Source organism: Microbulbifer donghaiensis (genome assembly GCF_900129095.1).
Classification (GTDB): Bacteria; Pseudomonadota; Gammaproteobacteria; order Pseudomonadales; family Cellvibrionaceae; genus Microbulbifer; species Microbulbifer donghaiensis.
In genome coordinates, this window is sequence record NZ_FQVA01000007.1 from 17,108 (window position 1) to 43,250 (window position 26,143).

Annotated in this window: 15 protein-coding genes, 1 tRNA gene and 1 pseudogene; 14 read left to right on the forward strand and 3 right to left on the reverse strand. The window is 61.3% G+C overall.

The annotated features are described in order from the left end of the window. The first annotated feature begins 86 nt into the window (after positions 1-86). The 7 genes and pseudogenes from BUC36_RS16460 to BUC36_RS19270 form a co-directional block, all read left to right on the forward strand. Positions 87-1,889 carry an autotransporter assembly complex protein TamA gene (locus BUC36_RS16460; protein WP_234995039.1) on the forward strand — a complete coding sequence of 601 codons (1,803 nt, stop codon included), beginning with the start codon at positions 87-89 and terminating at the stop codon, positions 1,887-1,889. After that, the gene (locus tag BUC36_RS16465) at positions 1,889-5,887 is read left to right on the forward strand and encodes a translocation/assembly module TamB domain-containing protein (protein WP_073277231.1); all 3,999 of its coding nucleotides are present in this window, start codon (positions 1,889-1,891) and stop codon (positions 5,885-5,887) included. The genes BUC36_RS16460 and BUC36_RS16465 overlap by 1 nt, the downstream gene beginning before the upstream one ends. A gap of 342 nt (positions 5,888-6,229) precedes the next feature. Beyond that, entirely contained in the window at positions 6,230-7,213 is a 984-nt protein-coding gene (locus BUC36_RS16470) for a polysaccharide deacetylase family protein (RefSeq protein ID WP_159436035.1), read from the forward strand. Continuing rightward, a complete protein-coding gene (locus BUC36_RS16475) occupies positions 7,210-8,127 on the forward strand; it encodes a glycosyltransferase family 2 protein (RefSeq protein WP_073277235.1) in 918 nt (305 codons plus the stop codon). The genes BUC36_RS16470 and BUC36_RS16475 overlap by 4 nt, the downstream gene beginning before the upstream one ends. Continuing rightward, complete coding sequence (locus tag BUC36_RS16480; protein ID WP_143187024.1) at positions 8,124-9,197, forward strand: GNAT family N-acetyltransferase; 1,074 nt, start codon at positions 8,124-8,126, stop codon at positions 9,195-9,197. The genes BUC36_RS16475 and BUC36_RS16480 overlap by 4 nt, the downstream gene beginning before the upstream one ends. Positions 9,198-9,397: 200 nt before the next feature. Further along, complete coding sequence (locus BUC36_RS16485; protein WP_073277240.1) at positions 9,398-11,671, forward strand: glycosyltransferase; 2,274 nt, start codon at positions 9,398-9,400, stop codon at positions 11,669-11,671. A 148-nt stretch (positions 11,672-11,819) separates the two neighbouring features. Then, positions 11,820-12,329, forward strand: a pseudogene (locus BUC36_RS19270) (nucleotidyltransferase family protein); the annotation flags it as partial. Between the two features lie 49 nt (positions 12,330-12,378). Here BUC36_RS19270 and BUC36_RS16495 read toward each other — a convergent pair. Both BUC36_RS16495 and BUC36_RS18880 read right to left on the reverse strand, forming a co-directional pair. Next, a complete protein-coding gene (locus tag BUC36_RS16495; protein WP_073277244.1) occupies positions 12,379-13,239 on the reverse strand; it encodes a M90 family metallopeptidase in 861 nt (286 codons plus the stop codon). 42 nt (positions 13,240-13,281) lie between these two features. Beyond that, complete coding sequence (locus BUC36_RS18880) at positions 13,282-13,965, reverse strand: hypothetical protein (protein ID WP_143187025.1); 684 nt, start codon at positions 13,963-13,965, stop codon at positions 13,282-13,284. A gap of 223 nt (positions 13,966-14,188) precedes the next feature. Between BUC36_RS18880 and BUC36_RS16510 the strand changes: the two genes are divergently transcribed. The 7 genes from BUC36_RS16510 (at position 14,189) to ftsH (ending at position 24,299) form a co-directional block, all read left to right on the forward strand. Further along, the gene (locus tag BUC36_RS16510) at positions 14,189-14,491 is read left to right on the forward strand and encodes a hypothetical protein (RefSeq protein WP_234995040.1); all 303 of its coding nucleotides are present in this window, start codon (positions 14,189-14,191) and stop codon (positions 14,489-14,491) included. A gap of 240 nt (positions 14,492-14,731) precedes the next feature. Continuing rightward, positions 14,732-14,808: transfer RNA gene (locus tag BUC36_RS16515), tRNA-Arg, on the forward strand. Positions 14,809-15,281: 473 nt separating this feature from the next. Next, positions 15,282-17,588: a DUF3604 domain-containing protein gene (locus BUC36_RS16520; protein ID WP_073277252.1), complete on the forward strand. Its 2,307-nt coding sequence runs from the start codon at positions 15,282-15,284 to the stop codon at positions 17,586-17,588. 222 nt (positions 17,589-17,810) lie between these two features. After that, positions 17,811-20,132, forward strand: a complete 2,322-nt coding sequence (locus BUC36_RS16525; RefSeq protein WP_084536197.1) for a DUF3604 domain-containing protein — start codon at positions 17,811-17,813, stop codon at positions 20,130-20,132. A gap of 127 nt (positions 20,133-20,259) precedes the next feature. Continuing rightward, a complete protein-coding gene (locus BUC36_RS16530) occupies positions 20,260-21,261 on the forward strand; it encodes a peptidyl-prolyl cis-trans isomerase (RefSeq protein ID WP_234995041.1) in 1,002 nt (333 codons plus the stop codon). Then, positions 21,258-22,265 carry a HupE/UreJ family protein gene (locus BUC36_RS16535; RefSeq protein WP_073277254.1) on the forward strand — a complete coding sequence of 336 codons (1,008 nt, stop codon included), beginning with the start codon at positions 21,258-21,260 and terminating at the stop codon, positions 22,263-22,265. The genes BUC36_RS16530 and BUC36_RS16535 overlap by 4 nt, the downstream gene beginning before the upstream one ends. 123 nt (positions 22,266-22,388) lie before the next feature. Continuing rightward, positions 22,389-24,299: an ATP-dependent zinc metalloprotease FtsH gene (gene ftsH, locus BUC36_RS16540; RefSeq protein ID WP_073277256.1), complete on the forward strand. Its 1,911-nt coding sequence runs from the start codon at positions 22,389-22,391 to the stop codon at positions 24,297-24,299. 120 nt (positions 24,300-24,419) lie between these two features. Here the strand turns inward: ftsH and polX are convergent, their stop codons facing one another. Then, the gene (polX, locus tag BUC36_RS16545; protein WP_073277258.1) at positions 24,420-26,138 is read right to left on the reverse strand and encodes a DNA polymerase/3'-5' exonuclease PolX; all 1,719 of its coding nucleotides are present in this window, start codon (positions 26,136-26,138) and stop codon (positions 24,420-24,422) included. Between the last annotated feature and the right edge of the window lie 5 nt (positions 26,139-26,143).

Below are 26,143 nucleotides of genomic sequence, written 5' to 3' on the forward strand. Positions count from 1 at the left end.
CCGGCAACTTATTGGTAAAGAAAGGATCGGAGTTGTTACCCGGCCCGCTGGGGCCGGGCCTCAGTCGCTGATAACGGATAAGTCCTTTGCGAATTTTCATCGGTATCCTGCTGTCTGCCTTTTTGCTGTCGCCACTGCCTATGGCGCGGGCCATCCCCTTTTTCGATCAACTGCCCAAGTTCAAGGTGCGGGTACAGGATGACCAACAGCTGCAGGATTGGTTGCGTGAACAAATGAAGGAGCAGCGCAAGGGCAGCAGTGTACTGAAAACCTACGATGATCCACGCGATGTCGCCCGCTATGAACGCGGTACGCTGGAAAAACTATTGCGCTCCAGGGGCTACTACGATGCCAGCGTGCGACAGACGGTAACCGATGGCGAGATTCTCTATCGCGTCAATCCCGGCCCCCAATACCATATAAAAAGTATTGTCCTCGATATGCCGGACTACTTGCGTCAGGGCTTTAGCGGACTGCCGTTGCAGGTTGGAGATCCCCTGGTCGCGAGCAAGGTGCTTGAGGGCGTAAAGACTATCGAGAAGTACCTGCATGAAAATACCTGCCTGCTGAACGTAGATGTCAGTTACGAGGCGACGGCGATTCACAGCGAGGCGGCAGCGCGGTTGGTATACCGGGTGGCGCCGAGCCCCGAAGTCAATGTGGGCGAAGTGCGCTTGGAAGGGCTCACCTCTGTAGAAGCAGACTATCTGCAGGGCAAGCTGAAGATTCAAACCGGCGACTGCTTCAGCCGCGAAAAAATAGATGCGGCGCGGCTGCGGCTATTGCGCACCAACCTGATCGCCAGCGCTAACAGCGAGGTGTCGGAGCCTTACCAGGGACTGGTCGATGTCACCTTCGTAGTACAGGAGCGCCGTCACCGCACCGTGAAGCTCGGGGTCGGGTACACTTCCGATGAAGGCGCCGGTGTCTCCGCGGGCTGGGAGCACCGCAACGTGTTCCGCCGCGGTGAGAAAATCGAAGTCGAAAGCAAGGTGAATCCGGCACAGCAGACACTGAAAGGCAAACTACTGATCCCGCGCTTTCTGCACGACAAGCAAAAGTTGACTGGGAGCGTCGAGGTAGGGAACGAAGAACGCGATTCCTATCGGTCGGAGTCCATAAAAATAGGCGCGACCGTCTCGCGGGATCTGAGCCGCAACCGCACCGCCAGTATCGGTACCGAGCTGAAATTCAGCCAGGTCGATGAGGAAGTAGACGTCTTGCCGCAGCAAGACAAGAATAAGAATTTCCGCCTGCTGGCCTTCCCGCTGGGCCTCAAGTGGGATACCACCGACAACCCGCTCGATGCGCGCCGCGGAGCGACGGTGGCAATGGAAGTAAAGCCCTACCTCGATCTCAAGAATTCGAATACCTCGTTCGTGAAGAACACCCTGCTGCTAACCGGTTACAAGACCGGCCGCCAGATGCGCTACGAACCGACGCTGGCACTGCGTATCAAGGCGGGTGCCATCACCGGTGTACCCAACCTTGAATTGCCGGCGGACGAGCGCTTCTATGCCGGCGGTGGCGGCTCGGTGCGGGGCTACGGCTACCAGGAGCTGGGGCCGCGGGTATTGGTGCCACCGGCAGAGCCGGGCGGGCAGCCGACGCTGTCCGACTCGATCGGTGGGCGCGGACTCAGCGAAATTTCACTCGAGGGACGCTTCCGCTTCAGCGACACCTGGGGTGGCGTACTGTTTGTCGATGGCGGTAATGCCTATGAGGAGCCGCGGCCGAAATTCTCCGACCTTTTCTGGGGGGCGGGATTCGGCGTGCGCTATTTCACCTCTTTTGCGCCCCTGCGCCTGGACATCGCCTTCCCGCTCGATAAGCGGGAGGGGATCGACAGCGATTACCAGATCTACGTCAGTCTGGGGCAGGCTTTCTGATGCGCGCGTTAGCGGAACTCGCCGCCGGTTACGTTCGCGCGCTGGGGGTCGTGCTGAAAAGCCTGTGGCAATCGCTGAGTGGGCGCGGTTCGCTGCTGCTCAGCCTGTTCCTCGTCTTCCTGTTGGCCCTTCTCTATCTACTTGGCACCGAGCAGGGGCGGGTTAGCCTGACCCGCGCCGCCATCTACGGGGCCGGGCAGTTGATGCCGGAACTGGTCGTGCAGGCGGAGGGGATCCGCAGCGAGCACCTGGGCGCCTGGTATTTCTCCCAGCTGAAAATTGACTACGGTGCCACTACGCTGGCGCAGGGGCGCGACCTCGCCGTCGACGTGGATCTGGGCGCACTGTTGCGCAACCGTGTCGATATCGAAAGCGTCAGTGCCGCCGAGCTGGTCGTCAATGTCGATGTGTTGAATGAAATGCTCGAAGCGCAGGCCCAAGCCACAGCGGATGTCGCCGACGAATCGACGGAGCCACTGTCGATACCGGAGACGCGGCTCGGATCCCTGCGTGTCGACCGTCTGCAGGTCATCGACAAACGTGTGCCGGACCTGCCGGTGGTATCGGTGGCTTCGAGTATCCGCTATCGCTGGCGCGCAGAGGCGGCGCAATTACTGCTGGAAATACAGGAGCTGGATGGCGCAGCGCTGCATCTGCGCCTGGAGGGCAATGAAGTGGAGAGTAGCCGCTTTGTGCTGGAGCTCTCTGCCAGGGAAAAGGCGTCCGGATTTTTGGGGCGTTATCTGCAGTTGCCCGAGGGGCAGGCGCTGGACGCGCGGGGCAAGGTTTCCCTGCAACAGCCAGAGGAAAATCAGCTGCTCATTGATATCGAGACTTTTTCCCTGCCACTGGTGCAGCACCAATTTTCCCTGTCCGGGCGCGCCACCGCCACGCTCTCACCCTGGGAAATCCGCAGCGACGGTATACGGCTCGACGTGGACGGCAGCCAGCACCGGGTTTCCGGATCGGTCAGTGCGGAGCAGGTCGATGCGGAGATTGATTTCAACCAGCTGCCGGTGGCCATTTCCCAACCGTGGCAGGACTTTCTCGTGGGCGGCTGGCTCAGTGCCGATCTGAGCGTCCGCGGTCCCCTGTCGCTTCCTTCTGTGTCGGGTATCGTCGACCTGAACAGTTCCTATCGCGAGCGCCCCCTGCGCCTGCAGGGGCGGGTTGAAACCAGCGATAGTGTGATTCAGCTGGAGTCGGCCAGCCTCGAGTATGTCGATACCCGCCTGGACGCCGAAGGCAGTGTGGATATTGGCGGTGAAGCTATCGACCTGCGCGGCGAGATTCAGCGGGTGTCCGTGGATGACATTCGCAGCCTGCTCAAGGCATTGCCGGGCACCGAGTCGGTAGAGATCCCGGAGGAACTGCAGGGCGGCGTGGATCAGCTGACGGTTGAGGCCAAGGGCCCGTGGAAAAATCCGGCCCTGAACGCGACCCTGAAGGCCAGCCCCAGCTACCGGCAACTCGATGCCAGCCTCAGTGCCGCAGTCAAAGGGGATCTGCAGGAACTGACCATTGCCGATTTCCAGTTGCTGAGCGACAGGCTGAATATCAATGGCGGCGGCACCGTGGCCATCGCCAAGGAGTCACTGGACCTGCAGCTGGATGTGGAAGCGCGTGACTTCCGCCCCGCGCGGGATCTGGGGGTGTCCGCTGCTGCGGGTGCGGTTCTCGACCTGCGCGCCGCGGTGGGGGTGACCGGGCCCTGGGCGAATCCGCAAATGAATGCGCAGATTCAGTCCGACGGCAACTTCCGCGACTACCGCTTCACCTTGCGCGGCGGTGCCGCGGGTAACCTGGACAAGCTTGTCCTCGATCAGCTGCGCCTGGAACTGTCCGCAGGCAGTGGTGCCGACCAGTTTACCCCCGAGCATTTGCGCGGTCCGCAATCGCTGATTCCGTCAAAAGACGCCGAAGACGGCAAACCGCGGCCGCTGCAAAACCACAGCCGCGCGGCCGAGATGGCGGAGGACGCCCGGCGCCTCGGTCGCCGTGGTGTCGCCTGGCTCGAGGTGGACGGTGTCATAGAGCCCAAGGCGGGCCGGGCGCACGGCAAGGTGGCCGGGCGCAATATCCCCCTGTCGCTGGCAGAGGTGGCGGGCGTGGAGCTGCCAGCGACACTGGAGGGGCAAATCAGTATCGACGGCGAATTTTCCGGCCCCTTTGCCAGGCCCGAGGCGCAAGCCAACCTGCTGGCACTGGGTAATTTCCGCGGCGAACCCTGGCAGCTGCGGGGCGATGTCGGCTATGGCGGCGGGCGCGTGGACCTCGCCGGCGTGGAGTTGGTGTGGGCAGAGCGCAATCAGCTGTCGGCCCACGGCAGTCTCAACCCGAAGGAACTCGACCTGGAAATTCGCGGCCGGGCGCTGCTTGCGGATCTCGATATCGGCTTGCCGGCAGATATTGCCGACCGCGGGGAAATCACGCTGACTGCCACTGCGGCGGGAAGTCCCGAGCGGCCGCGGCTCGCAGGAGAGTTGAGAATCACCAGTGAGGCGCCCGGGCTGGCGCGCCAGCGCGTCGAGATCAAGCCCCTCAGTCTGGTGCTCAACTGGCAGACCGTGCAACGGGATTTGCAAATTTCCCTGGCGGCCCATCACGGCGCGCGCCAGGCCATCGATGCCAGTGCCAGCCTCGCGGTGGCGCCGATACTGGAGCAGCTGTTGCGCGAAAGGGCCGAGGGCGAGCGGGCGCCGCCACTGCCCCTGGAGCTGCGCAGTCGGGGCAGCGCCGACCTGTCGGTTGTGGCCGAATTTGTCGATCCGGAAATTCACGCCATGCGCGGCCAGTTGAATTTCGCCATCAGTGCCGATGGCACTCTGACCAAGCCGGTTTTGGACGGCAGCATCGAGTTGCAAGGCGGTTCCTACGAGCATCGGCCGAGCAATACGCGCCTGCGCAATATCGATTTTCTGGCCCGCCTTAGTCCGGCGGAGTGGCGCATAGTGCGCGCCCGTGCAGACGACGGCGAGCGCGGCAGCCTCAGTCTCAGCGGTGCCGTCACGTTTGTCTCGCCGGCGCCCCCGTCACTGGACTTCGAATTGCGCGCGGATAAGGCGCACCTGCTCAGCACCCCGGCGGTGCGCGGCGCCATCTCGGGTGCTGTCGCCCTGACGGGTACCACCGAGGATGCGTTGCTGGCCGGCCGCTTGACGCTGCGGCCGCTCGCGGTACAGATAGAGCAGCTGTTCGGCAGCAGTGTGCCCGAGATTGAAGTCGTCGAAGTGGATGTGGATGGCCCGCAGGTGGAGCGGGCGCCGCCGCTGCTGCAAAAAATGGCCCTGAATATCGAAGTCATACTGGATAAGCAGTCTTACGTGCGCGGCCTGGGCCTGGATTCCCAGTTGCGCGGCAAAGTCGATATCGGCGGCACGGCGGCCAGACCGGATGCTTCAGGCGAACTGCGAATCGTGCGCGGCAGTTTTGACCTGTTCGGCAAGAAGTTCGAACTGCAGGAGGGCGAGGTAAGGTTCGAAAACAACAAGGCGGCGATTTATGTCAAGGGGCTGCACGAATACAGCGACGGCGAGATCACCGCGGAAATATCCGGTACTACCGAGGACCTGGATGTCACTTTCAGTTCATCGCCCGCCGCAGCCCAGGATGAAATCTTCGCGCAACTGCTGTTCGGCAAGTCCCTGACGGACATTTCACCACTTCAGGCGGTGCGCCTGGTCAGTGTGGTGAGGAGTTTGCAGAGTGGCGGCTCCGTCTTTGATCCCGTGGCCAAGACCCGCGAACTACTCGGGGTCGACACCCTGGATATCGAAACCGAAGAATCTGACGAGGGGGACAAGTATGCCCTCAGCCTGGGTAAATACATTACCAATCGTATCTATATCGAATTGCAACGCAGCACGGATCCTCTCAATCCCTGGCAGGCGGAAATGCAGATCGAGCTGCGCCGCAATCTGAGCCTGGAAATCAAGTCCGCGCAACAAGGCGAAAGCGGCGCCGGCAGTGTGGAGTTGCAGTGGAAGAAGGACTATTAATACAGGACTTTCAATCCACCTGGCACTTTCGACACCGGGCCGCCGACCGCAGGTTGCAGTCGCGCCAAGTGTCCGACTACTGAGCGGAAGTTGTCTCGCTTCGGTTGTGGTCTCGTCTGCTCACTTCCTCGTGACGAGTCACTCCCTCAGAGCCGAGACGCTATTGCCCTCGGTACGTGCCTGATTCATTGGTCCCAGTTCTGCGGTCGAGATCGAGCAATAACCTTGTCCGAAATCGCTGGCTGGGCAGGGGAGTAAATGCACGACACCACTTATTCGCGCCCTCTGACATTTGAGCCGATGCGCTTTCGGCGGCGGTTGCTGCATGTTTTGCAACGCGGGATGGCCCTTTCCGGAATGGGCGCGGCTTACGTTCGCCGCCGCGGTGTCGACGGCGCGGTGATCCTGATGTATCACGGCATCACAGACAAGGAGGATGCCAACTGGATCGACCCCAGGTTCGCCGTTCCGGTCACGGTGTTTGAACGCCAAATGCGGTTCCTGGCCAAAAATCGCAATGTGATTGCACTGCAAGAGTTGTTGTCGCTGATTAAGGCTGGAAACTCGCCGCCGCCGGGCAGCGTGGTGATTACCTTTGACGACGGCTATCGCAGCGTCTTTACGAAGGCCGCCCCGATTCTCAAGCGCTACCAGCTGCCCGCCACGCTGTACCTGGCCACCGGCCAGGTTTCCCGCGTTGAGGCACAGTGGATAGATCGCCTCTACTCGATGTTCAACACACGCAGTCGCGACTTCCTCGAGACCACCGGTGAAAAGCTGGGTAGTGCAAATCTGGACAATCCACTGGAGGCGCGCTCCGCCTACTACGCGCTGGCGGAGCAGCTGTTGCCGGCCTCTCGCGAGCAGCGCGAGAAAATACTGGGTGGGATTGCCGATGCGCTGCGCCCGCTAAGACAACCGCCGCCACTGACGCTGACATGGGAAGAAATCCGGCAGATGCGCCGGTTATATCCCGGTATCGAAATCGGTGTGCACACCCGCGATCACATTGATCTGACCGCCTGCGAGCCGCAGGATGCCGCGGCAGAAGTGGCGATGTCGGCAGCCGATGTGCAGCGGGAACTCGACATTGCGCCAGCCCACTTTTCATTCCCGTACGGCCGCTCGAACCCGGCGGCACGGCACGCCGTGATCGCGGCAAATCTCAGCTCGGCTGCCGTTACCGAACCCGCGGTACTGGTTCGCGCCGGTGGTGATCCCTATGCGCTGCCGCGGCTCTCGGCACCGTCGAACATGGCACTCTTTCCTTTCTATACGAGCGGTGCTTACCCACAGGCTTCGCTGGAGGTTTTTGGTCGCGCATGAATACACCCAGCGTCAGCGTCGTCATCGTCACCCACAATTCCATTGCCGTGTTGCCCGAGGCGCTGAACTCAATCAGGGCGTCCTATGAAGCGGGCCTCGTCGCCGAATGTGTGGTGGTGGATAACGCCAGTATCGATGGCACCGCGGACTGGGTGCGCAAGCAGCACGCCTGGTGCCAGCTGATAGCGGATGGCCGCAATCTCGGCTTCGGTCGCGGCTGCAATGTGGGTATCGAGCGGACCAGCGGATCCTACATCCTGCTGTTGAATCCGGATGCCACCTTGCCCCATAAGGATCTGCAGCGGATGGTGGAGTTCCTCGAGGCAAAGCCTCGCGCCGGTGTCGTGGCACCTGCTATCCGCGAACCGGACGGTGAACTGCAGGCCGCGGGAGGGCTGCTTACGCCGAAGTCGCTGATAAAAAATATGCTCGGTACAGTGGCAGACCCCGAAGTGCGGCCGATACATCCCGGCGATCCGCCCTTCATAACCAGCTGGGTCTGCGGCGCTGTGGTGCTGTTGAAACGCGAGATGCTGGATCAGATCGGTGGCTTTGATCCGCGGTTTTTCCTGTATTTCGAGGAAACCGATCTCTGGTGGCGGGCCCGCGAGGCGGGCTGGCAGATCTGGGCGCAGGGTGAAGCGGTGGCAACCCATGAAAATGCCGCCAGTGCTAAGACTACCGGACAAGAACTCTACGCCGGCTGTATCGCACAACATTACTTCGAAAGCCGCTTTTATTACCTGTGCAAGCATTTTGGCTGGCCGGCCGCGGCCCTGGCGGAGCTGGCGGAGATCGGAATCCTGACCGCCAAAGCGGCAGCTCGTTTCGTGCAGCGGCGCCCCGACGATGCGCTGCGCGCGAGGATCAGCGCCCCGATACTGCGAGCGCCCGCCCGGGGGACGGCGTCGTGAAATACTCAGTGATCACGGCTGCCGAGCTGACGGCCACAGATTTGCAAACCTGGCGGCAACTGCAGCAAACCACGCCGACGCTGAAAAGCCCGTATTTCTGCCCTGAATTTACTGTTGCGGCCGCCGCAGTGCGGAACGATGTGCGGGTCGCCGTGCTGGAAGAGGGCGGCACTGCAGTGGGTTTTTTCCCGTTTCAGCGTGGCCCGCTCGGTAAGGGGCGGCCGGTCGGTGGCGCATTGTCGGATTATCACGGCGCCATAGTGGCGCCGGAGACGGCCTGGTGTGTCGAGGCATTGCTGCGGGCGTGCGGCCTGGCCTACTGGGAGTTTGATCACCTTGTCGCCGAACAGCTCCCGTTCGAGCGCTATCACAGCCGCTGGGAAGTATCGCCGGCACTCGATCTGTCCCAGGGATTCGCCGCTTACCGCGACCGGCGTCGCGCCGCGGGCGCTGGGCGTTTCTTTCAGCTGGAGCGCAAGGCGCGCAAACTCGCGCGGGAGGTCGGTCCCTTGCGGTTTGTCGCGCATACGCGGGACAGCGCGGTGCTGGATCAGGTTTTCCAGTGGAAGTCAGAGCAGTGCCGGCGCACCGGCGTCGTGGACTTCTTCGCCCACGACTGGGCCAGGGCACTGGTGCAACAGATATGGCAAACGGAAAACTGCCAGTTTGCCGGACAATTGTCGGCCCTCTACGCCGGAGATCAGCTGGTGGCCACCCATATGGGCATGCGCTCGGCCAGTGTCTGGCACTGGTGGTTTCCCGGCTACGAGCGCAAATTTGCCAAGTACTCACCAGGTGGAATCCTGCTGCGCAAAGTGGCCGAAGAAGCGGCGGCGCAGGGGCTGCAACAACTGGATCTGGGCAAGGGGGACGACGCCTATAAAAACAGTTTTGCCGACTGTGCGAATCCGATAGCCGAGGGGTTTGCCTGGCGCCCATCGCTGGGTCACTCCGTGCGCAGTTTGGCCAGCAGTGCGGAAGATACTTTGCGTGAAACCAGCTTTATCGAGCCGGCCCGACCGCTGTTGCGGCTGGCAAAGCGCTGGCTGCGCAGACAGCGTTTTGCGTGACCGGTCCTGACGTATCAATTAACAGAAATACATACGGGTTCGTACAGTTTTTACGGAGTGCTGCCGGCGCCGAAAAGCCTCCATACTTATTGAGCAGGCAGTAGCGTATGTGAGCGAAATACCGCACAGAAATCCGCTGAAAATTTCAGATTGCACTATGCTTTAGCGGAACAATAACAGTGTCGAATTTCCTATAAATCATGCGCATTGCTTTTCTGACCAGTCAATATCCGGCGACCTCCCATACTTTTATCCGTCGTGAAATCGACGCGCTGCGCGCTGCCGAACTGGATATTCGCACTTACTCCATTCGCCATCCGAATTCCGGCGAGTGCAGTTCCGAGGAGGAGCAGAGGGAAATCGTTAATACCTGGTATGTCGTTCCTCCGAAATCCGATCTACTGTGGGCGCATCTTCGCGGAATTGGTTTTCACCCTTTCGCTTACAGTGGAACTTTTGTTGCAGCGCTGCGTCACCGCGTGCCCGGCATCGCTGCGCTATCGCGCGCGATTCTGTATTTCGGCGAGGCGATTTACCTGGCGGAGCGTATGCGCGCTGAGCGGGTGGGTCATATTCACAACCATTTCGCCAACCCGGCAGCGACGGTGGGTTTACTCGCGTCTCGTTATCTGGACCTGCCCTGGAGTCTCACGCTACATGGGATCAGCGAATTCGATTATCCCGCCGGACAACTGTTACCGGATAAGCTCCGGCATGCAGATTTTGTCGCCTGCGTTGCGCATTTTACGCGCGCGCAGGCGATGCGCATGGTGGAGCCGGAACACTGGTCGAAAATGTTTATCAACCGTTGCGGCGTCGATGCAGGAAAAATCGGTGCAACCGGGCTGGTAAAAAGTGCGAACAGCCGTGTGCGGATCCTGTGTGTCGCGAGGCTGTCGCCGGAAAAAGGGCTGACGGGCCTGCTCCAGGCTGTGCACTCTCTGCTGGAGCGCGGTGTTGAACTGGAGCTGCGTATTGTCGGCGATGGACCCGAGCGGCAGCGACTGCTCGAGCAGGTGGAGACCCTGGGACTCGGTGAGCGGGTTTCACTGGCGGGGCGTGTGAGCGAAGCGGAGGTTCCCGGGGAGTTGGCCAGCGCCGATATTTTTGCCATGGGCAGCTTTATGGAAGGGCTCCCGGTGGTGCTGATGGAGGCGCTGGCGCTCGGTGTAGCCTGCGTTGCCCCGCGAGTGGCCGGTATCCCCGAACTGGTGGAGGACAACGTGACGGGTCTGCTTTTCAGCCCCGGTAACTGGCAGGAGCTGGCTGAGCGGCTGGAGACACTGGCGAAGGATGCGGCGTTGCGCGAGCGACTTGCGCAGGCGGGGCGAGCGCGCGTTGCTGCCGAATTTGATATCGGCAAGGCCGTACAACCTATCGCCAGCCGCCTTTCGGTAAGCGCGGCACGGGAGCTGTTGATACCGCGAGAGCGGCGCGGCATCGCCGGAACGGTGAAGCGTCTTGCGCGGGATACCCTGGGCAAGGCACTTGCGATAAGCGGACGGAGTAGCCCCGCGGCTCGACACGGCGACAACCTTACCGTGGTGACGTTTCACCGCGTTCTCCCGGATGCATTGCGGCGCCAGTATCCCTTCCCGCGACTGGCGGTAACACCGCAAGAGCTCGACTGGTTTTTAACCTACTTTGCCCGCCACTATAGCTGCGGCACGCTGGCGGAATGCCACCGGCGCTTTGCGGCGGGCGAGCGGCCCGAGAAGCCGTTACTGGCGATCACCTTTGACGATGGGCAGCGCGACAATTTCGAATACGCATTGCCCGTATTGCAAAAGGCCGGGCTGCGCGCTTCGTTTTTTGTCCCCACGGGCCACGTCACGCGCGGCGATGCCATCTGGCACGACACTCTCGGTTTTGCCGCACTGGCCGCTGCGCGCTCTACAAGTGCGTGGAACGCGTTCGAGCGCCGGCTCGAGCGCTGGTCGCTGCAACTGCCAGCGGGCCCGCGCCCCCTGGATCGGCTGGTAGAGCAGGCCAAGCACCTCTCCACCAACGATCGCCGCGAACTGATCGAAGAGCTGCATCGCGCAGTACCCGATGCCGAAGTACCGCCCTGGGCGTTGCTGATGAATGAACCTCAGTTGCGCCGTGTGCGCGATACGGGCCACGAAGTCGGATCCCACACGATTAACCACGTGATGCTGCCGCAGTGCGCCGTTGATGAGCGGCGGCGTGAGCTGGAGGAGTCCCGCTCTGTCCTGGAGGGCTGGCTCAATCAGTCGGTGGATTCCTTTTGCTATCCGAACGGCGACTGCGACGACGCCAGTGCGCGGGCCGTCGCGGAAGCGGGCTATGCCAGGGCCGTGACCACGGCCACGGGGGTCAATACCGCGGAGACCGATCCGACCCGTCTGCAGCGCCATGACCTGGATGCCTTCGAGGTGCGGGATCAGTTAACCCGAGGCCTATCCAATCCGCTGCTCGCTTTTCGTTTAAGCGGCTGGTTTCCCGGCATGTAATTTTTCTGCCCGGGTTGCCGTGGTGGCAAAAGCCCGGGCAAAGCTACGGGGCAGTCGTCGCAGCGCGGCTAATTGGATCCCACTAACTACGCGCGGATTTTCGCGGCGCTTTAGTGCAGGGACAGGAACGTCTGACAGGGAGGGAACTATGCAATATTCCGCCATACTGCTTGCCGCCGGTTTTTCACGGCGATTTGGCAGTGACAAACGCTTGGCCAACGTAAACGGAGATCCGATGCTGTTGGCTAGCGTGCGTAATTTACAGTCGGCGATCGCAGGGATGTCGAGTGTCGACCTGCAGATCGTGGTCCGGGCGCAGGACTCGATAGTGACGTCGATGCTGGCTAATATCGTCAAGAAGCATCCGGACAGCCTGCTCCAGGCGCCCGCCTGGCCGGTGGGGCTGGGTGTGAGCATTGCCGCCGGCGTGAATGCGTTGCTGGCGCGGGGGTGCCGGCCCGATGCGGTGGCGATTTGTCTGGCGGATATGCCCTTCGTAAAGCCCGACACCCTGCGCAGACTTATGTATGGGGTCAGGCCAAACAGTATCTGCGTACCGCTCTATGAAGGCAGGCGCGGACATCCGATAGTTTTCGGAAAAAAATTCTTTCCCGAATTGACAAAGCTGCGGGGCAGACGCGGTACGGAAAAGATTCTGCGCGCACATTCGGACTCCATACGGGAATTGGTTGTCGACGATCCTGGCGTTATCCTGGATTTCGATCGTCCGGAGGATTTTTTCCTGACAGCGCAGCCGGATCTAATCGGTAGAATTTACGCAGCTCGCGGTACAAAAGGGGATGTGCCTGTTGCAGCGCAGCGGGGATAACGAAAAAGCTTTCCGTCGCTACCGCAAAAAATTCCGCCGGTGACTCAGCCCCATAGAAATCGAGTACCGGCGGTGTTCCTGCCCAGGGATCACCGTTTACCGCGCGCTCGCGCAGGCGAAAAAATTCCGCACCGAGCACCGCGGCCCAGTTTTCACCTTCACCGGCACTCTCGAACAGTGGGCGCCCATCGTAGTAGCCGTCTTCCTCATCAATTTTGTGTGCAAACTCATGTAGCGCTACATTGCGTCCCTTTTCCGGCCGCAACAGGTCTTCCTCGAGATCCGCCCAGGACAGCACCACGGGCCCGCGATAGTGGGCCTCACCCTCGCGGGCGCTGTGGCCGGTGGTTTCGATATAGCCGTCGCGATGGGTTTCGGTGGCGACGTAGGTGTCGGGGTAGAGGAGTATGGAGTAAAGATTGGGGTAGCAGCGGTTCTCGCGGCCCAACAGTAACAGGCAAGCGTGAGCGGCGACGCCAACGCGCATTCTTTCCGTGACCCGGAGCCCGTCACAGCCGACGAATTCCTTGTCGTGGAGGAACAGCGCCACATTGGCCTGTAGCTCCCGTTGCTGCGCGGCGGGCAGTTGAGGGTAGAGGAGGAGTGTATCCGCCAACAGCTGCCGCTGTTCGCTGTTCAGCGGCTTGGAGCGCAGATAGCGGCTGCGCCAAGTTCGGTAGTAGTGGGGGACCACCCAGAGAAGGATTGCGAGCAGGATGATCACCAGGAACGTGGTCATAAATCGGCCGAAGTGCGTTGTCGTGGAATCGAAGAGACGATTCTAGGGAATTCCGTACTTGCGCGCGAGCCGGTCTGTTTCTTCCTGCGGCCGCCGTCTCTTTGTGCATTTAATCTTGAAATGCTGACTGACATTGCTGTCGATATCGCTCGGCACCAGTTCTCTGATTTCCGCACAGTAGTCGTCCTTGCGGATAAAGGTGCCGGTCGCGGTCATTAACTCGATGTTGCCCGATTCGAATTTTTGCACTCTGTTGCGCTCGCTGGCGAGCTTCCGGGCGAGCCGCGGGTCGAACACCGTAGCGCGGGATTTGGCCCCGGCTTCCGGTGGCCACGCTTTGCCAGGCTGGTCGATTGGTTGGGTATTACGGTCACCAGCGACTTCCGGTTTCTTTCGGGGCATTATTGAATCCGCCGAATTGGGGTGGTTTCGTTTGATATCGGGCGACGATGGGCGATCGACCGGGGGCTCGAGTTCGGGCTGCAATCTCGTCTTTTCGGGTTCAGCGATCTGTGTTTTGGAAACAGGTGCTGCTTTCGGCTCTGCTGGTGGCGTGATCGTGAGATGGACTGTGGTGCGGCGGAGCGGCAGGTCCCGCGACAAAAAATTGGGCAGTGCCAGCAGTATGGCGTGCAGGGCAACCGCGATCAGCAGGGCGAAGACCGTGCGTCGGGATTGGCCGTGGATCAGTGGAGGGGGTGAGTGTAGCGCAAAAGTTTGTGACACGGCCCGGTTGCTGCTTTCCGTTGCGAGTTAGTCCTGGAAAGTTTGAACGTTGGGCGGGGCAATTGGTTCTGGGGCAATTCGGTGGGATAGGGGACATGGCAGACTCAGGGAATTTGGCGCGGCAAAAATGTGCAGTGATAATATGCCTCCAGTCGCGTTTAGCCGCAGTGGTGCGCGAAATTTATTCGGCGTGAAGTTTTAAACGGAAAGTGGGAGAAATAAGTTGGAAAAAGAATTGATGGAAGTCTTCATATCCCATCAGTGGATCACCATCCCGGTTTTTATCGTCCTCGTGATCGGCGTTACCCTCTGTTGGTTCGGCGGACTGGTTGCCGCGTTGACCGCGCTGGGGAACAAGAGATGGTTGTGGGGCATTGTATCGATTGTCCTGGGACCGATCACGGGGCTCCCCTATGCGCTGATTTATCGGGAAGCGGAGTATGCCAAGTCCCTGATGTTGAAGGGGCTGGCACTGCTGCTGGGAGGCCTGCTCGCGGCCTGCGTCGTGTGGCTCGCATACCGCTAACCCGACGGGTGTTTGCCGCGCCGCCGGCGAGCGGTGGAAACAAAAACGGCTATTTTGAAAATAGGGCTTGCAAAGCGCCGAAAGGCGGGGCAGAATGCGCGCCCTATCGAGCTTCAACGGCGTTCTCCGGGAAGCCCAGAAGTTCGGTAAGCTGCGGATTTCTAAGGCATTTTTTCTCAAAGAGGCCTGAAAAAAGAGTTGACTCCGCCAAGCCAACTCACTATAGTTCGCAACCACAACGCGCTCGTAGCTCAGCTGGATAGAGTACCTGGCTACGAACCAGGCGGTCGGAGGTTCGAATCCTCCCGAGCGCGCCATACAAAAAAAGCCCCATCCTTTCGGATGGGGCTTTTTTTGTATGGCCTGCTCGGTCGGTGGACGAACCTCCCCAGGTTCGACAGGCTCGCACCGCGAGCCTGGACCGAGCGAAGCGAGCCCACAGGGTCAAAACACGCCCGGCGTGTTTTGAGTCAATCCTCCCCGCCCACAGTACGAATTAGCCCTCCATCCCGGATGGGGCTTTTTTTGTATGGCCTGCTCGGTCGGTGGACGAACCTCCCCAGGTTCGACAGGCTCGCACCAGCGAGCTTGGACCGAGCAAAGTGAGCGCTATAGCGAAACGCACCCGGTTGAATGTTCAAGGTGACTCACTCTTAACCTGTCCCTTCCCTCTGTCATCTCCGCGCACTCCGCGAATACTCAGCTGTTTGAGTGTCGTTGATTGCCGCAAGAGAAGGGGGACCGACAACTAAACTGAAAGCGAATTACTTTGTACGCGGAGAAGGAACCAATGTCCGCTGTCTACCAGAGACTTTTCGCTCGCACTGCCGCCCTGGCGATATTGGGGGCCGCAGTGGCAGTTACCGCTGACCCCAATCCGGAGCGCAACGTCTATTTCGGCGAACAACATATTCACACCAGCTGGTCTGTGGACGCCTGGCTGTTCGGCAACCACCTGACCGGTCCGAACGACGCGCTGCAGTACGCGCAGGGTCAGGCCATCAAGCACCCGCTCGGTTACCAGATCCAGATCGAGCAGCCGCTGGACTGGATGGGAGTCACCGACCACTCCGAGTATGTAGGCGTCACCAAGGAGGCGAACACGCCGGGCTCTGCACTCAGCAAGATGCCCGAGGCGCAGCCGCTGATATTAAAAGACCCCAACGACCCGGCGGACGTACAGAAAGTCTTTAACTATCTTGTCTCCCTTGTCAGCAAGCCGCCGATCAAGGCTTTTATGAGCCCGCAGGTGGCCGGATCTATCTGGCAGCAGAATGTCGAGATAGCCGATCAGAACAATAAGCCGGGCAAATTTACCGCCTTCTGCGCCTACGAGTTCACTTCCCAGTACAACTTCCGCAACCTGCACCGCAACATTTATTTCCGCGACTGTGCCAAGGTTCCGGAGATGCCCTACAGCGCACTGGATTCCTGGCACCCGGAAGACCTGTGGAAGTGGATGGACACCCAGCGCCAGGCGGGCAACGAACTGCTGGCCATCTCCCACAACGCCAATCTCTCGGACGGCTGGATGTATCCCATCGATGTGGACAGCCTGGGCCGGCCGATCGACGCGGCCTGGGCCGAGTCGCGGATGCGCAACGAGCGCCTGATCGAGATGAAACAGATCAAGGGCCAGTCTGAAACCCACCCGCTGCTGTCGCCCAGCGACGAGTTCGCCAACTACGAGATCGTAAGCTTCCTGATCGGCCTGCCGGAGGAATCCGGGCGCATCCCGCATATCGTTGGCAGCTATGCCCGCCAGGCGCTGAAGGATGGCCTGACGATGCAGGATACGCGCGGTTACAACCCCTACAAATTCGGGGTCGTCGGCGGGTCCGATTCCCACAACACCGGCGCCCCCTACCGCCAGAACAACTTCTACGGCGGCCACGGCATCAACGACGGCACCATCGAAACGCGCATGTCCGGATATCTATTTACCGGCATGGATGTGCGCTACGAGAGCCCGGCGGGCCTCAGCGCCATCTGGGCGGAGGAGAACACCCGCGCCTCCCTGTGGGACGCCATGCACCGCAAGGAGACCTACGCCACCAGCGGCACCCGTATCAAGCTGCGCTTCTTCGGCGGCTGGGGCTACGAGGAGGGTCTGTTGAAGGGCAGGGACTGGGTCTTGGAGGCCTACCGGGGCGGTGTACCCATGGGCGGCGACCTGCCGCCGGCGAAGGCCAAGGCACCGACCTTTGTGGTGTGGGCGGTGAAGGACCCCACTGCAGGCAACCTGGACCGCATCCAGATCGTCAAGGGCTGGAGCAAAGACGGCCAGAGCTTCGAGGAGGTCTACGATGTGGCCTGGTCCGGAGACCGCAGGCCGGACAAGTGGAGCGGAAAAGTACCGCCGGTGCAGAGCACCGTGGACCTGGAGAAGGCCACTTATACCAACAAGGTAGGCGCGACCGAGCTGAAAACCGTGTGGACGGACCCGGATTTCGATCCCGGCCTGCACGCCTTCTACTACGCCCGGGTGCTCGAGATACCCACGCCACGATGGAGCACTATCCAGGCCAAACAACTCAACATGGCACCGCCGGACGTGGTGCCGGCTACCCAGCAGGAGCGCGCCTGGAGTTCTCCCATCTGGTTCACACCGACGGACGCGGCGCGCAAAGGCGCAAAACCTGGACTGACCGTGGCCGACCTCAATGCGAAGGGTGCCAAGATGTTGAGCGATGCCGAGCTGCAGGCACTGATCGTCGGCAAGTCCATCTGGGTGGTCAACAACGTCACCGGCGAGCCGATCAAGATCCGCTACGACGACAAAGGCAGCGCCGTGGTGCTGCATGTGGGGCGTGGCGCGACCCTGCCTAGCAAGGTGGGCGAAGTCGTGCGCGCCAGCTACCAGGTCAGCGCATCTCCCTACCGCATCAAAAACGGCAAGATCATTACCGAGCTGAGCGGCACCCCGATCAGCATGGCCGTGTACAAGTCCGGTGACAAATACTACGGCGCGCGCAGCAATGAGTTCGGCCACGCCAACTACGAGATCCTGAAAAAGGGGCCGGCCAACCTGGTCGAGCTCAACAAGGGTGAGTACAAGGAGAAGGACCAGGCCAGTTATCTGCGCGTAACGGAGTGATTGCGATGAACGGAAGTTCAGGTGAGCTCCGCCTTCACGGTTGCGCACTGCATCACTATGGCGAAGGCCCCGTCCGCAAGTACAGGACTTTAATTATCTGTCCTATTCAGGCGGTTAGGCGGCCAGGCGACCAAATCTCCTCGCGTGCCATGTCGGTAAATCGCTGACCCGGAACCCTGAACTAAGCTGTCTTCGAGGTGCTTTGCGCAAGGACAGGATGCGATGTTTTCCGACGATACAAGAGTTCTGACAGGGGCAGCTTTGCTGGTGGGGGCTGTATTTGTCACTGCTGCGGCCTGCGCCGAGGAGCCAAATCCCGAGCGCAATGCCTACTTCGGTGAGACGCACCTTCACACCAGCTGGTCGCTGGACGCGTGGGTATTCGGCAATCGCGTCACGGGTCCCGCCGATGCCTACAAGTACGCGAAGGGCGAGACCATCAAGCACCCGCTGGGTTATGACATCAAAATCACGACGCCACTCGACTTCATGGGTGTGACGGACCACTCCGAGTATGTCGGGGTCACCAAACAGGCGAACACGCCGGGGTCGTATACCAGCAAGCTGCCCGAGGCCCAGGGTCTGATCATTACCGACCCGAACAGCAAGCAGCAACAGCAGCGGGCCTTCCTGGCTGTCGTCAAACTGCTGTCGGGCCCGCCCGTCAAAGCATTGATGTCGCCGAAGGTCGCCGGCACGGTCTGGAAGGAGAACAACGATATCGCCGACGCGGCCAACGAGCCCGGCAAGTTCACCGCTTTCTGTTCCTACGAGTGGACCTCGATGCCGGACAACCGCAACTTGCACCGCAATGTCTTCTTCCGCGATTGCGCCAAGGTCCCGGAGGCGCCGTACAGCGCACTCGATTCCTGGCACCCTGAGGACCTGTGGAAGTGGATGGACACGCAGCGCAAGGCGGGCAACGAGCTGCTGGCGATATCGCACAACGCAAACCTCTCTGACGGCTGGATGTACCCGACCGACGTGGACAGCCTGGGGCGGCCCATCGATGCCGCCTGGGCCGAGTCGCGTATGCGCAATGAGCGGCTCATCGAGATGAAGCAGATCAAGGGCCAGTCGGAGACCCACCCACTGCTCTCGCCCAACGACGAGTTCGCCAACTATGCGGTCTGGAGTGTACTGCTCGGGCTGCCCCCGGAGTCCGGGCGCGTCGACAGGATCGTCGGCAGCTACGCGCGCCAGGCCCTGAAGGACGGCCTGACGATGCAGGACGCGCGGGGCTACAACCCGTATAAGTTCGGGATGGCGGGGGGCTCCGATGCGCACAATTCCGCGAGCCCCTATCGTCAGGAGAACTTCTTTGGCGGGCATGCGCACGAGGACGGAACCATTGAGACGCGCATGGCCGGCCACAATTTCGCAGGCATCGACGTGCGCTACGAAGAGCCGGGCGGCCTCACCGGCGTATGGGCCGAGGAGAACACCCGCGCCTCGATCTGGGACGCCATGCACCGCAAGGAGACCTTCGGGGTCAGCGGTCCGCACATCAAGGTGCGTTTCTTCGGCGGCTGGGATTACGACAGGGGCCTATTGAAGGACCGGGACTGGGTCAAGGCGGCCTATCAGGACGGCGTCCCCATGGGTGGCGACCTGCCGTCGGCGAAGGCCACCGCACCGACCTTTGTCGTGTGGGCGGTAAAGGACCCGACCGCGGGTAATCTCGACCGCATCCAGATCGTCAAGGGCTGGTCGCAGCATGGCCAGAGTTTCGAGAAGGTCTTCGATGTGGCGTGGTCGGGCGATCGCAAGCCCGACCGCTGGACAGGAAAGGTCCCGCCGATCGGGAGCACAGTGGACATCGACAAGGCGACCTACAGCAATTCCGTGGGGTCGGTCGAGCTGAAGACGGTATGGAGCGATCCGGAGTTCGATCCGAGCCTGCACGCCTTCTACTACGCGCGCGTGCTTGAGATACCGACGCCGCGCTGGTCGACCATCCAGGCCAAACAGCTCGGAATCGCGCCGCCGGACGTAGTGCCGCCGACGGTGCAAGAGCGAGCCTGGAGTTCACCCATCTGGTATACGCCCATGGAAAAGGCCCGCAAGGCGGCCAAGGCGGGTCTCACTGTTGCCGAGCTCAAGGGGAGGGGGGCCACGGAATTGGACCAGAAGCAGGTCGAAGCGCTGATCGTTGGCAAGGCTCACTGGGTGCGCAACAACGTGACGGGTGAGAAATTCAAGGTCAGTTACAGCGCGAATGGGCAAAGAACCGTGTGGCACATCGGTAAGAATGTTCCCCAGCCGAGCCAGGTCGGCGACGTCGCCCGGAATGGCTATGAGGGCGTGACTTCGGCCTACTCGATCAAGAATGGCAGGGTGGTGACCTTTTTTCAGGAGGCGCCATTCGAGTTCGCCTTCTACAAGGTCGGCGATGCGATCTACGGGGCGAGGAGCAACGAGTTCGGCTATGCCAACTACGAGGTTCTGCCCAAGCCGGTCGAGTTTTTGAACCCACTGGGCAAGGGCGAGGTGGCACCGAAACACGGGCCTGTCCCCCCGGGCCCTTCGCCGCAGAAAAAATGAGAATGAAGGTTTCAGCGAGCAGCATTTCGTGGACGGCCGTCGCCGGGCCTGCGCTGCTTGCGGGTTGCGGTGTCGCCGCGAGTTTCGAATAGGACGCCCGCCGTGGAGAGATAGGAGGCCAGACCCAGTGACTTTGAACACACGGAAGCGGATAAACGCCGAGACGGAGCCTGTGGTGGGGTCGGGCCGCCCCGGCCGTGACCCGTTCTTCCTGCGATCTGCGCGGCGCCTGCTGCGGGAGCCCCTGGTGCACTTCCTGGTGCTCGGTGCCGCGCTGTTCGCCGGCTACGATTATCTGTATTCCGGCGATAGGGATGAGTCGCCTCACCAGATCGCGCTGACGCTCGACGAGCTGCGCCAGCTCGGCCTGCTATTCAATGCGCAGTGGCGCCGCCAGCCGACCCCCGAGGAGTTTTCCCAGCTGGTGGAGTTTAAGATTCGCCAAGAGGTCCTCTACCGCGAGGCGCTGGCGATGGGTCTCGACAAAAATGACGAGATAGTGAAGCGTCGCATGGCGCAGAAGATGCAGTTCCTGGCAGAGGACGTGGCCGCTGCCCGCGAACCCACCACCGAGGAACTGAAGACCTGGTACGAAAAGAATAGCGACAAGTTCTCGCTGCCGAGCCGGGTAAGCTTTCGGCATCTGTACTTTTCTCCGGATCGCCGGGGGGCGCGGGCGCGCGACGACGCGGCGCAGGCCCTCGCCGAGCTGGCCGGCCAGCCCGAGGAATCAACGCCCACCGAATCACTCGCCGATCGTTTCATGTTCCAGGATTATTACGCGGACCGTACGTCGGAGTCGCTGGCCAAGGACTTCGGGCCGGAGTTTGCAGTGGCCGCCCCCAAGCTCCCGCTCGGCTCCTGGCAGGGACCGCTTGAGTCCGGCTATGGCTGGCACCTCGTCTACGTCGATTCCCTCACCCCGGGTCGGGTGCCGGCCTTTGAGGAGATCGAACCGGATGTAAAGACCGCCTGGCTCGGCGCTCAGAAGGAAGCGGCCTGGGCAAAGGCCTATCGGGAAATGCGGGCCAAGTACACTGTGCTGCTGCCGGCGCCGCCCAATAGCGATACGGTTTCGGTGGCTTCCGATACGGACACGCTTACGCAAGGTAGCGGAGCGCCCCTATGAGCCGATTGTGTCGTTCCGCCCGCTGGCTGCTCACCGGCCTGTTGGTCTTGCTTGCGGCTGTTCCAGCCGCACAAGCGCATGAATCGCGGCCGGCCTATATGGAGATCCGCGAGACGGCGGCGGGCCAATATACGGTGCTGTGGCGTACGCCGGTGTTGGCGGGACGGCGTCTATTGGTGGTACCGCGCTTTCCCGAGGGCGTGCGCAACCTGCGCGCGCCGGTGGTGCAGGAATTGAGCGACTCCCAGCTGGAGCGCCGCTGGATCGACGCCGGCCCCGAGGGCCTCGACGGCGCGCGCATCGAGTTCGCCGGCCTGCAGCTGAGCATTACCGATGTGGTGGTGCGGGTGCACCTCCTCGACGGCCGCAGCTGGATGGCGATCGCCAGGCCTTCACAACCCTGGGTGGAAATGGTTGCGGCAAGCGGCGGCTGGGCCACCTTCTCCGATTTTCTCCGGCAGGGGTTCGCGCACATACTTTCCGGACCGGATCATCTGCTGTTCGTGTTTGGCCTGCTGTTGCTCGTGCGCAGGCGCTGGATGTTGGTGAAAACCGTTACCGCTTTTACCATCGCCCATAGTATTACCCTGGCGGTGGCAACCCTTGGCTATGTGCAGCTGCCGGCGCCGCCCATCGAGGCCGCCATTGCGCTGTCGATCCTCTTCCTCGGCCTCGAGGTGCTCCGCGCCCGCCGCGGTGGCACCAGCTTCACCATTCGCCACCCCTGGGTCGCGGCCTTCGCCTTCGGCCTGCTGCACGGCTTCGGCTTCGCCGGCGCCCTCTCGGCCGCGGGCCTGCCGCCGACAGCGGTTCCCCTCGCGCTGGTGTCCTTCAATATCGGCGTGGAGTTCGGCCAGTTGGCCTTCGTGGCCGTTGTGTTACTGCTGGCCCGTAGCCTGAGTGCCTTGACGCTGCGCTGGCCGCGACCGGTGCAACTGTTGCCCGCCTACGCGGTGGGCTCCCTCGGCGCCTTCTGGATGATCCAGCGCTTGCTCTCTGTCTAGTCCAAGTACCCGGGAAACTATACTGGTCCCTGTTGAACTGCAGCTATGCGGAGTGCGGGCCCCGGCGGTCCGGATTCTATTCAGCGGGCAGCAGCTCCCCGCCACAGGCACAGCGAACCACATATGGCAGACGAGCAGGGCGAAGACAGAAAATCGGACGAAGAGGGGCCGCAGTCACCTCCGCCGCAGCGACGCCCCCCTTCACTCGGCTGGGGCCAGTACCTGATCTGGATCTTTTTCGTGATGCTGATCGCCCAGTACTGGTCGAGCGTTCTGCAGGACCAGGAGCAGCAGACGCTTTCCTACACCGACTTCAAAGAAAAGGTCCGCAGTGGCCAGGTTGCCAGTGTGATATTGCAGGGCGATCGCATCTCCGGCAGCTATGAGCGGAGCCAGGAAGGCCAGATCCCGTCCGGTGACACCCGCTCCAGCCGCTTTGTCACCATATTGCCGCCGGTGGAAGATCCTGAGTTGATGCCGCTGCTGGAGGAACAGCAGGTAGAAATTCGCGCGGAATCGGCCCAGGCGGATCTGTGGACCCGCGTACTGATCGGCTTTCTGCCGTGGATTCTGATTATCGGCCTGTTTATCTGGGCCGGGCGCAGGATGCAGGAGCGCATGGGCGGTGTCGGCGGTGGCGGCGCCTTCGGCTTCGGCCGCTCGCGGGCCAAACGCTTCGAGCGGGGCGAATCGAATGTCACCTTCGACGATGTGGCCGGGCTGGCCAACGCCAAGCGGGACCTGCAGGAAATCGCCGGCTACCTGAAAAATCCAGAGCACTACCGCAAACTGGGGGCGAAGATTCCCAAGGGCATCCTGCTGATGGGGCCGCCGGGGACGGGCAAGACTCTGCTGGCCAAGGCGCTGGCCGGCGAGAGCGACGTGCCATTTTTTAGCATCAGCGGTTCCGAGTTTATCGAGATGTTCGTCGGTGTCGGTGCGTCGCGGGTGCGCGATATGTTTGCCAGTGCCAAGAAAGAGGCGCCGTCGATCATCTTTATCGATGAGATCGACTCGGTGGGCCGTGCCCGCGGCACGGGTCTGGGCGGCGGCCACGATGAACGGGAGCAGACGCTGAACCAGATACTCGGTGAGATGGACGGCTTCGATCCCCACGAGACGGTGGTGGTGATCGCCGCCACCAACCGTCCGGATGTGCTCGATGCGGCGCTGCTGCGCCCCGGCCGCTTCGACCGCAAGATCACCCTGGATCTGCCGGATAAAAATGCTCGCAAGGCGATTCTGCAGATCCACTCGCGCGAGGTGCCCCTGGCCGATGACGTCGACCTCGAGCGGCTGTCGGCGCTGACGGTGGGCTTTGCCGGCGCCGACCTGGAAAACCTGATCAACGAGGCCGCGCTGCTCGCCGGGCGCGAGGATAAGTCGGCGGTGGATATGGCCTGCATGATGCTGGCTCGGGACAAGGTGGTGCTGGGCAGCGAGCGGGAAATGGCCATCAGTGATGAGGACAAGAAGATCATTGCCTATCACGAAGCCGGACACGCGCTGGTCGCCAGCCTGCTGCCCCACGCCGATCCCCTCGACAAGGCGACGATCATTCCCCGCGGGCGCAGTCTCGGCGCCACCGAGCAGATCCCGGAGGAAGAACACCACAGCCTGCGTGCCAGCTACCTGCGCGACCGCATCGGCGTGATGCTCGGCGGGCGCGTGTCGGAGCAAGTGGTGTTCCACGAGGTCAGTTCGGGCGCGGAAGAGGATTTGAAACAGGCGACCCGGCTGGCGCGGCATATGGTGTCCCACTGGGGCATGAGTGAAAAGCTCGGGCCTGTAGCTTTCCGCCGCGGTGAGGAACATATTTTTCTTGGCCGCGAGATGGCGCAACAGAAAGATTTCAGTGAGCACACGGCTGAAATTATCGATGAGGAAATTGTCGACCTGATACGAGGAATCGAGACGGAAATACAGGAGCTGCTGGAGAAACACCGTGACAAGCTGGATGCGCTGGCCAAGGGATTACTGGAGAAGGAAACGCTGGAGGCAGCGGAGATCCGGCAGATAATTCACGAAGAATAAAAGCGTGCAGCCCCGCGGACCTGTCATTGTGCCTGGTATTCTGGGTGGTGCCAGATAGCACGCCCGGTGACCCTGGTGGTTTTCAGCTCGGTGCCGCTGCCCGGGCAGCTCGGGTACAGGCTAGCGGGAAAACAGCTTGAGCAGACTTTGCAGCGGCAGGCAGTTGATGACATCGCTCTTTTCCAGCCAGCCGCGGCGCGCCTGGTCGACGCCACAGCGCATATGCTCCAGATCGAAGGTGCTGTGGGCATCGGTGGCAATGGATATTCTGACTCCTATGTCTTTCGCCATCATGCAGCCCTCATCGGTCAGGTCCAGCCGCTGCGGCTGGGCGTTGAGTTCGGCAAAGCAGCCGCGCTCTTTTGCCGCCTCGAGGATTTTTTCCAGGTCTGTTTCATAGGGATCCCGCTTGTTGATCAGGCGGCCGCTGGGGTGGGCAAGAATATTGAAATTGGGGTTGTCCATCGCGCGCAGTATCCGCTCGGTCTGTTTTTTGCGCGGCAGGTCGAATTTCTGGTGTATAGCGCAGACCGTGAAATCGAGTTCCCGCAGTACCTCGTCGGGATAATCCAGGGAGCCGTCTTCGAGAATATCCACTTCGCTGGATTTCAGCAGCACTATGCCGTCGAGCTGCTCGTTTAGCGCATCGATTTTTTCCAGGTGCTCGCGCAGCTGCTTCACAGACAGGCCGCGGGCCACGGCCAGGCTTTTTGAATGCTCGGTAATGGCGAGATAGTCGTAGCCCAATTTGGCTGCTGCTTCAGCCATTTCCCTCAGGGTGTTGTGACCGTCACTGGCTTTGGTGTGCGTGTGCAGATTGCCGCGGATATTCTCCAGCGTGATCAGCTTCGGCAGGTTGCCTTGGCCGGCGGCTTCCAGCTCCCCGTGGTTTTCGCGCAACTCCGGTGGAATAAAAGGCAGGCCGACCGCGGCGTAGACGGATTTTTCCGTTTTACCGGCAATGCGCTGATCGCCGTCAAAAACACCGTACTCATTGATCTTGTAACCTTTTTTGATCCCCATTTTGCGCACGGCAATATTGTGCGCCTTGGAACCGGTAAAATAGTGCTGGGCGGCGCCGTAACTGACCTGGGGCACGACTCGCAGATCCACCTGTATGCCCGAGCGCAGGTAAACGGTGGAGCGTGTCTTGCCCTTGGAGGCGACTTCTTCCACCTCGTCGTAACGGGTGAAGTGGTCCATGATCGGCGAATCTTTCCTGGCCGTAATCAGGATATCAAGGTCGCCCACCGTGTCCTTGCGCCGGCGGAAGCTGCCCGCAATGATGACGTCTTTGATGCCCTCGGCCTTGCGCAGGTATTCGACGAGCGGCCGGGCGTTCTCTTCGGCGTCGATCAACAGGGTGCGCGGTCTTTCCCCGGAGAATTTCTCCACCCGCTTCCTGATCTTTTCTTCGCTCTTGTCACCGAAGCCGGCGACGTCGTGGATTTTGCCGCTTTCCGCGGCCTCCTTGAGGTCGTCGAGAGTCTTGATGTTCAGTTCCAGGAAAAGCGCCCGAACCCGCTTCGGCCCCAGGCCCTCGATCTTCATCAGTTCGCTGAGGGCGGGCGGGGTGCGCGCCTCCACTTCCTCCAGCAGGGGCAGTTTGCCGGTCTCTACCAGCACCTGGATTTTTTTGGCCAGGTCGTCGCCGATATCCGGCAGTTCCGTCAGGTCGATGCCGTCTGCGAGAAGGTCCGACATGCTGCGGGGATATCCGCGCACGGTGCGCGCGGCGTTGCGGTAGGCGCGCACGCGGAAGGGGTTGGCGTCCTCGATTTCCAACAGGTCGGCGAGCCTGTCGAAGGCGTCGGCGATTTCGCTGTTATGGACGGGCATGGTGA

What these genes read in the sequence shown, in the direction of transcription:
- BUC36_RS16485 (WP_073277240.1), top strand. Translation starts at nt 9,398, where the DNA reads ATGCGCATTGCTTTTCTGACCAGTCAATATCCGGCGACCTCCCATACT.
- BUC36_RS16475 (WP_073277235.1), top strand. Translation starts at nt 7,210, where the DNA reads ATGAATACACCCAGCGTCAGCGTCGTCATCGTCACCCACAATTCCATT.
- BUC36_RS16535 (WP_073277254.1), top strand. Translation starts at nt 21,258, where the DNA reads ATGAGCCGATTGTGTCGTTCCGCCCGCTGGCTGCTCACCGGCCTGTTG.
- BUC36_RS16465 (WP_073277231.1), top strand. Translation starts at nt 1,889, where the DNA reads ATGCGCGCGTTAGCGGAACTCGCCGCCGGTTACGTTCGCGCGCTGGGG.
- polX (WP_073277258.1), bottom strand. Translation starts at nt 26,138, where the DNA reads ATGCCCGTCCATAACAGCGAAATCGCCGACGCCTTCGACAGGCTCGCC.
- BUC36_RS16470 (WP_159436035.1), top strand. Translation starts at nt 6,230, where the DNA reads ATGGCCCTTTCCGGAATGGGCGCGGCTTACGTTCGCCGCCGCGGTGTC.
- ftsH (WP_073277256.1), top strand. Translation starts at nt 22,389, where the DNA reads ATGGCAGACGAGCAGGGCGAAGACAGAAAATCGGACGAAGAGGGGCCG.
- BUC36_RS16525 (WP_084536197.1), top strand. Translation starts at nt 17,811, where the DNA reads ATGTTTTCCGACGATACAAGAGTTCTGACAGGGGCAGCTTTGCTGGTG.
- BUC36_RS16495 (WP_073277244.1), bottom strand. Translation starts at nt 13,239, where the DNA reads ATGACCACGTTCCTGGTGATCATCCTGCTCGCAATCCTTCTCTGGGTG.
- BUC36_RS16520 (WP_073277252.1), top strand. Translation starts at nt 15,282, where the DNA reads ATGTCCGCTGTCTACCAGAGACTTTTCGCTCGCACTGCCGCCCTGGCG.